General features: G+C 52.7%; 1 pseudogene. It reads right to left on the reverse strand.

What is annotated here, in order from left to right:
* Window positions 1-12: 12 nt before the first annotated feature.
* Window positions 13-279 (reverse strand): annotated as a pseudogene (locus ACYP03_RS25880) (type II secretion system protein GspH); the annotation flags it as partial.

The following is a 279-nucleotide window of genomic DNA, read 5'->3' on the forward strand; positions in this document are numbered from 1 at the left end:
GCCAGAATAACATTACTCTGAATCCTCTCGGGTGGCTCCGGGTTCGAGCAGGTGCAGCTGTCCGACTTCATCCGCTTCCACTGTCCAGACATCACCCTCGCCACTGGCATCAAACGACACCGTAAAAGGCGTATACTCACCACTGGACATCACGATGATTTGCGGTGGTTTGGCTTTTTTATCTTCTTCACTGGCAAAAAGGTCTTCGTCAAACAGCGAGCCCGGTTCGAACAGACGATCGTCGTCCTGCCAGGCATCGCTGCCTATCTTGACTTCCAT

Source organism: Photobacterium sp. R1 (genome assembly GCF_054600795.1).